The sequence below is a fragment of the Paenibacillus sp. BR1-192 genome (assembly GCF_029542445.1).
GTDB lineage: Bacteria > Bacillota > Bacilli > Paenibacillales > Paenibacillaceae > Paenibacillus_AQ > Paenibacillus_AQ lautus_A.
In genome coordinates this window covers 6391273-6397500 of record NZ_CP120718.1, presented here as the reverse complement: position 1 = coordinate 6397500, position 6228 = coordinate 6391273, and the positions used below count along the sequence as shown (strand labels likewise).

Annotated in this window: 1 protein-coding gene, 11 tRNA genes and 2 rRNA genes (1 of these 14 only partly in view); all 14 read left to right on the top strand. The window is 50.7% G+C overall.

The features are described from left to right. Window positions 1-1595, top strand: a 23S ribosomal RNA gene (locus tag P0X86_RS29435); it begins 1334 nt to the left of the window's first position. 148 nt (window positions 1596-1743) lie between these two features. Beyond that, a 5S ribosomal RNA gene (gene rrf, locus P0X86_RS29430) occupies window positions 1744-1860 on the top strand. A gap of 9 nt (window positions 1861-1869) precedes the next feature. Further along, window positions 1870-1945 (top strand) — tRNA-Asn (locus P0X86_RS29425). Between the two features lie 3 nt (window positions 1946-1948). After that, window positions 1949-2024, top strand: a tRNA-Thr gene (locus P0X86_RS29420). Between the two features lie 37 nt (window positions 2025-2061). Then, window positions 2062-2136: transfer RNA gene (locus P0X86_RS29415), tRNA-Glu, on the top strand. Window positions 2137-2269: 133 nt separating this feature from the next. Beyond that, window positions 2270-2345: transfer RNA gene (locus P0X86_RS29410), tRNA-Val, on the top strand. Between the two features lie 53 nt (window positions 2346-2398). Further along, window positions 2399-2473 (top strand) — tRNA-Gln (locus P0X86_RS29405). Between the two features lie 66 nt (window positions 2474-2539). Further along, window positions 2540-2615 (top strand) — tRNA-Lys (locus tag P0X86_RS29400). A 14-nt stretch (window positions 2616-2629) separates the two neighbouring features. Next, window positions 2630-2713 (top strand) — tRNA-Leu (locus P0X86_RS29395). 5 nt (window positions 2714-2718) lie between these two features. Beyond that, window positions 2719-2793 (top strand) — tRNA-Gly (locus tag P0X86_RS29390). A 3-nt stretch (window positions 2794-2796) separates the two neighbouring features. Continuing rightward, window positions 2797-2873 (top strand) — tRNA-Arg (locus P0X86_RS29385). Window positions 2874-2894: 21 nt separating this feature from the next. Beyond that, window positions 2895-2968, top strand: a tRNA-Pro gene (locus tag P0X86_RS29380). 77 nt (window positions 2969-3045) lie between these two features. Then, a tRNA-Gly gene (locus tag P0X86_RS29375) sits at window positions 3046-3119 on the top strand. Between the two features lie 275 nt (window positions 3120-3394). Then, complete coding sequence (gene ppc / locus P0X86_RS29370; protein WP_277747132.1) at window positions 3395-6181, top strand: phosphoenolpyruvate carboxylase; 2787 nt, start codon at window positions 3395-3397, stop codon at window positions 6179-6181. The last annotated feature ends 47 nt before the right edge of the window (window positions 6182-6228 follow it).

Genomic DNA, 6228 nt, shown 5'->3' with positions numbered 1-6228 from the left:
GATCCGCCGAAAGCCCAAGGTTTCCTGAGGAAGGCTCGTCCGCTCAGGGTAAGTCGGGACCTAAGGTGAGGCCGAAAGGCGTAATCGAAGGACAACAGGTTGAAATTCCTGTACCACCGTAAACCGTTATGAACGATGGGGTGACGCAGGAGGGTAGTGACGCGGACTGATGGATGTCCGTCCAAGCAGTGAGGCTGATGTGTAGGCAAATCCGCACATCGATAAGGCTGGGCTGTGATGGGGAGTGAAAATTATAGTAGCGAAGGTCATGATCTCACACTGCCAAGAAAAGCCTCTAGTCAGGTGAAGGTGCCCGTACCGCAAACCGACACAGGTAGGCGAGAAGAGAATTCTAAGGCGCGCGGAAGAACTCTCGTTAAGGAACTCGGCAAAATGACCCCGTAACTTCGGGAGAAGGGGTGCCTCGGTAGGGTGAATAGCCCGAGGGGGCCGCAGTGAAAAGGCCCAAGCGACTGTTTAGCAAAAACACAGGTCTGTGCGAAGCCGTAAGGCGAAGTATACGGGCTGACGCCTGCCCGGTGCTGGAAGGTTAAGGGGAGCGGTTAGGGGTTAAACCCGAAGCTGTGAACCGAAGCCCCAGTAAACGGCGGCCGTAACTATAACGGTCCTAAGGTAGCGAAATTCCTTGTCAGGTAAATTCTGACCCGCACGAATGGCGTAACGACTTGGGCGCTGTCTCAACGAGAGATCCGGTGAAATTTTAATACCTGTGAAGATGCAGGTTACCCGCGACAAGACGGAAAGACCCCATGGAGCTTTACTGCAGCTTGATATTGGATTTGGGTACGATCTGTACAGGATAGGTGGGAGCCTTAGAAGCATGAGCGCCAGCTTGTGTGGAGGCGACGTTGGGATACCACCCTGATCGTATCTAGGTTCTAACCTAGTACCGTGATCCGGTACGGGGACAGTGTCAGGCGGGCAGTTTGACTGGGGCGGTCGCCTCCTAAAGAGTAACGGAGGCGCCCCAAGGTTCCCTCAGAATGGTTGGAAATCATTCGAAGAGTGCAAAGGCATAAGGGAGCTTGACTGCGAGACCTACAAGTCGAGCAGGGACGAAAGTCGGGCTTAGTGATCCGGTGGTACCGCATGGAAGGGCCATCGCTCAACGGATAAAAGCTACCCTGGGGATAACAGGCTTATCTCCCCCAAGAGTCCACATCGACGGGGAGGTTTGGCACCTCGATGTCGGCTCATCGCATCCTGGGGCTGAAGTAGGTCCCAAGGGTTGGGCTGTTCGCCCATTAAAGCGGTACGCGAGCTGGGTTCAGAACGTCGTGAGACAGTTCGGTCCCTATCTGTCGTGGGCGTAGGAAATTTGAGAGGAGCTGTCCTTAGTACGAGAGGACCGGGATGGACGTACCGCTGGTGCACCAGTTGTTCCGCCAGGAGCATGGCTGGGTAGCTACGTACGGACGGGATAAGCGCTGAAAGCATCTAAGCGTGAAGCCCCCCTCAAGATGAGATTTCCCAGTATGTAAGACCCCTTGAAGACGACGAGGTAGATAGGTTGGAGGTGGAAGTGCAGCAATGCATGGAGCTGACCAATACTAATCGGTCGAGGGCTTATCCAAAAAACACCCCAAAAAGTGAAGCAAAGCTTTGAAGCGGATGCCGAATATTTTCTGGGGACCCCGATACCACATCGGGTGAATGCTACGGATTCTAATGTGCTGCAAATCGTTTCGTATCTAGTTTTCAGGTGATCAAGCATCTGAACCGTTTGGTGGCGATGGCGGAAGGGTTCCACGCGTTCCCATACCGAACACGACCGTTAAGCCTTCCAGCGCCGATGGTACTTGGACCGAAGGGTCCCGGGAGAGTAGGACGTCGCCAAGCGGTACATATTCCCTGATAGCTCAGTTGGTAGAGCACTCGACTGTTAATCGAGTTGTCACAGGTTCGAGTCCTGTTCGGGGAGCCACTTGCTTCCATAGCTCAGTAGGTAGAGTGCATCCATGGTAAGGATGAGGTCACCGGTTCGATCCCGGTTGGAAGCTCCAGATTCGTTTTTGGTTTGGACATGCATCATGAAAATGTGGCCCGTTGGTCAAGGGGTTAAGACACCTCCCTTTCACGGAGGTAACAGGGGTTCGAATCCCCTACGGGTCACCACTATGTTATTGCATCAAGGGGATGAGAATCCCGTCGGTTCGTCGGAGGATGACTTCGTAAGCATAGACTTCGCAGTCTCGAACGAAGTGAGAGTATCCCCTACGGGTCACCACTATTTATTTCCTTTATATACGGAGGCTTAGCTCAGCTGGGAGAGCATCTGCCTTACAAGCAGAGGGTCGGGGGTTCGATCCCCTCAGCCTCCACCATTTCATGCATGATTCTAACGAGAATCGGCAAGATAGAAGTAACTCAACGATTTTGGGGATTAGCCAAGCGGTAAGGCAACGGACTTTGACTCCGTCATGCATAGGTTCGAATCCTATATCCCCAGCCACTTTACTCCAAATAGTAAAGTTACGCTTTGAAGGTGATTCCGAGTATTTTCGGTGGCCTGAAATGCGAGCCATTAGCTCAGTTGGTAGAGCACCTGACTTTTAATCAGGGTGTCGAAGGTTCGAGTCCTTCATGGCTCACCATTGTTTCATCTTGTGCGCGTGTGGCGGAATTGGCAGACGCACTAGACTTAGGATCTAGCGTCTTTGACGTGGGGGTTCAAGTCCCTCCACGCGCACCATTAATGCGGACGTGGCTCAGCGGTAGAGCATCGCCTTGCCAAGGCGAGGGTCGCGGGTTCGATTCCCGTCGTCCGCTCCATTTGCGCCCTTAGCTCAGCTGGATAGAGCGTTTGACTACGAATCAAAAGGTCGGGAGTTCGAATCTCTCAGGGCGTGCCATTTTTCAAAAAAGATTAATATCGGGATGTAGCTCAGCTTGGTAGAGCACCTGGTTTGGGACCAGGGGGTCGCATGTTCAAATCGTGTCATCCCGATTTGCTTAACAATTGAGGCCCGGCAAAAGTAACCGGAATATGCTTTGAAGCATAACGTCACTTTTGTGGGTTGATATGCGGGTGTAGTTCAATGGTAGAACTCCAGCCTTCCAAGCTGGTAGCGTGGGTTCGATTCCCATCACCCGCTCCATACATAAGCAGGACATCACCGTGTGTGATGTTTTTTTTACATATTCATACGACTATCCTGCGAAGTGTTAATGCAATAAAGAATGCTTTCGTGTCAACGGTTTATAGGACTAATGTCCGTGGGCTATGGGTATAACATGACCATGAGTTTTGTCGATTTGGCTAATTTTTTCGCCTGAAAAATGCAGATTTTCATTCGCTTTTATTGTATGATGTTAGGAAGGCGTTACGTCCTATAGATAAACTGCTGAAACGGGTTGAGATGGGAGGAGTAGCATGACTGAACTTACAGTAACCGCAAAAAGCAATTCCAACAATCTGCTGCGGCGAGATGTACGGTTCCTTGGCAATATTCTTGGAGAAGTTATTGTCCATCAAGGAGGCAATGAGCTTTTAGATATAGTTGAGAAAATTCGCGAAACGAGTAAATCGTTGCGATCCGTATTCTTGCCAGAATTGTTTGCAGATTTCAAAAGGATCATCAGCACGCTGGAACCCGACATTCGTCATCAGGTGATTCGCGCGTTTGCCATTTACTTTCAATTGGTTAACATCGCCGAACAGAATCATCGCATACGGCGTAAACGCGATTACGAGCGTTCCGCCGGGGAAAGTGTTCAACCAGGTTCCATCGAAAGTGCAGTCCAGGATTTGAAAGAGCGCAATATTACGTTTGAAGAAGTTCAAGAAATTCTCGAAAGTCTATCCCTTGAGCTGGTGATGACCGCTCATCCAACAGAAGCGATGCGTCGGGCTATTCTGGATATCCATAAACGGATAGCGGACGATGTGATGCAGCTGGACAATCCGACACTGACATTCCGCGAACGGGAGCAGCTTCGGGAGAAACTACTGAATGAAGTGATTACGCTATGGCAAACCGATGAGCTTCGTGACCGTAAACCTACTGTTTTGGATGAAGTCAGAAACGGTATGTATTATTTTCACGAAACCCTGTTTCACATTCTGCCAGAGGTTTATCAAGAACTGGAGCGCTGCCTAACTAAATATTATCCGGGTCACCATTGGCACGTTCCAACCTATTTGCGTTTCGGTTCGTGGATCGGTGGCGATCGGGACGGAAATCCTTCAGTGACGGCGGACGTAACGTGGAGAACGCTTGAAATGCAGCGGAAGCTGGCGATTCGTGAATACCAACGGATTTTGCGTGAATTCATGAAATACCTGAGCTTCAGCTCGTCAATCGTTAACGTTTCGGATGAATTGCTTCAGTCCATTGAAAAAGACCGCGAGCATGTAACACTGAAGAAGATGGAAATTTGGCACAATGAGAAAGAGCCTTATCGTGTAAAACTGGTATATATGCTGGCTAAAATGAGTCACATTCTGGATGAGAACATGACGGGCGGCGAGCGTTATCAGACCCCTGAGGAATTCATCGAGGATTTGAAAATCATTGATCGAAGCCTGCGTTTCCATTTTGCTGACTATGTTGCAGACACCTATATTCAAAAGCTGATTCGCCAGGCGGAGTTGTTTGGTTTCCATACCGCAACGCTGGATATCAGACAGCATAGCCAAGAGCATGAGAATGCCATGGCCGAAATTCTGCGGAAAATGAACGTGACGCAGGACTACGCCCAATTGAGCGAAGACGAGAAGATCGAACTGCTCAATAACTTGCTTAACGATCCGCGTCCGTTGACTACGCCTTATCAGGAGTATAGCGACAGCACCGAGGAATGCCTCGAAGTATACCGTACCGTTTTCCGTGCGCAGCAGGAATTCGGCGTGAAATGCATCTCCAGTTATTTGATCAGTATGGCCGAGGGCGCAAGCGACATTCTGGAAGTGATGGTATTTGCCAAAGAAGTCGGGCTGTTCCGGAAGGATAACGACGGTTCCGTAATCGCTACGCTGCAGGCTGCGCCATTATTCGAGACGATTGACGATCTTCATGCCGCCCCGGATATCATGCGCAAGCTCTTCAGCCTGCCGATCTACCGTGAAGCGGTGAGCGCCATGAACGAACTGCAGGAGATCATGCTGGGCTACTCTGACAGCAACAAGGACGGCGGAGCCATTACGGCGAACTGGGAGCTCCAGGTAGCACTCAAAGAGATTACGGCCGTAGCCAATGAATTCGGCATCAAGGTAAAATACTTCCATGGACGCGGCGGATCGCTCGGACGCGGCGGTATGCCTCTGAACCGCAGCATTTTGGCTCAGCCGGCATCGACCATTGCAGGCGGCATCAAAATTACGGAGCAGGGCGAGGTTATTTCGTCCCGTTACTCCTTGAAGGGCATTGCCTACCGTAGCTTGGATCAGGCGACCTCAGCATTAATTACGGCTTCCCTGAATGCCCGTTATCCTGAAAAAGAATCGACCGAAAAAGAGTGGGAAGTGATTTCCTCCAGCATTTCGGCCGTTTCTCAGAAAAAATATCAAGATCTGATATTCCGCGATCCGGATTTCCTTACTTTCTTCAAGGAATCCACGCCGCTTCCTGAGGTGGGCGAGCTGAATATTGGTTCCCGGCCTTCCAAGCGCAAGAACAGCGACCGTTTCGAGGACCTGAGAGCCATTCCTTGGGTGTTTGCATGGACGCAGAGCCGTTACCTGCTTCCGGCATGGTACGCGGCTGGTACGGGCTTACAGAGCTTCTACCAAGGCAAGGAAGAGAACATGAAGGTGCTTCAACAGATGTACACGAGCTATCCGTTCTTTACGTCCCTGATCGATACCCTTCAGATGGCACTTGCCAAGGCAGATCTGATCATCGCCAAGGAGTATTCCTTGATGACGAAGGATGATCAAGCACGCGAGCGCATCTTCGGTCTGATTCAGGAAGAATTCAAATTGACGAAAGAGCTGGTTCTCAAGATTACAGGACAACAGGATATTCTGGATAACCAGCCGGTTCTGCAGGAATCGATAAGACTTCGCAACCCTTACGTGGATCCGCTCAGCTATCTGCAGGTTCAACTGCTTAACGAGCTGCGTGAACTAAGGGAGCAGGAGCAGGATGATCCGGATCTGCTTCGGGAAGTACTGCTGACCATCAACGGCATTGCCGCCGGGCTTCGCAATACAGGCTGATCCCTGCAGAAGCTAAAGCTGTTTGAAAGGGATAGTATAAGGCGAGG

Bases quoted from the DNA above. Each gene is read 5' to 3' on its own strand.
- ppc (WP_277747132.1), top strand. From the start codon at position 3,395: ATGACTGAACTTACAGTAACCGCAAAAAGCAATTCCAACAATCTGCTG.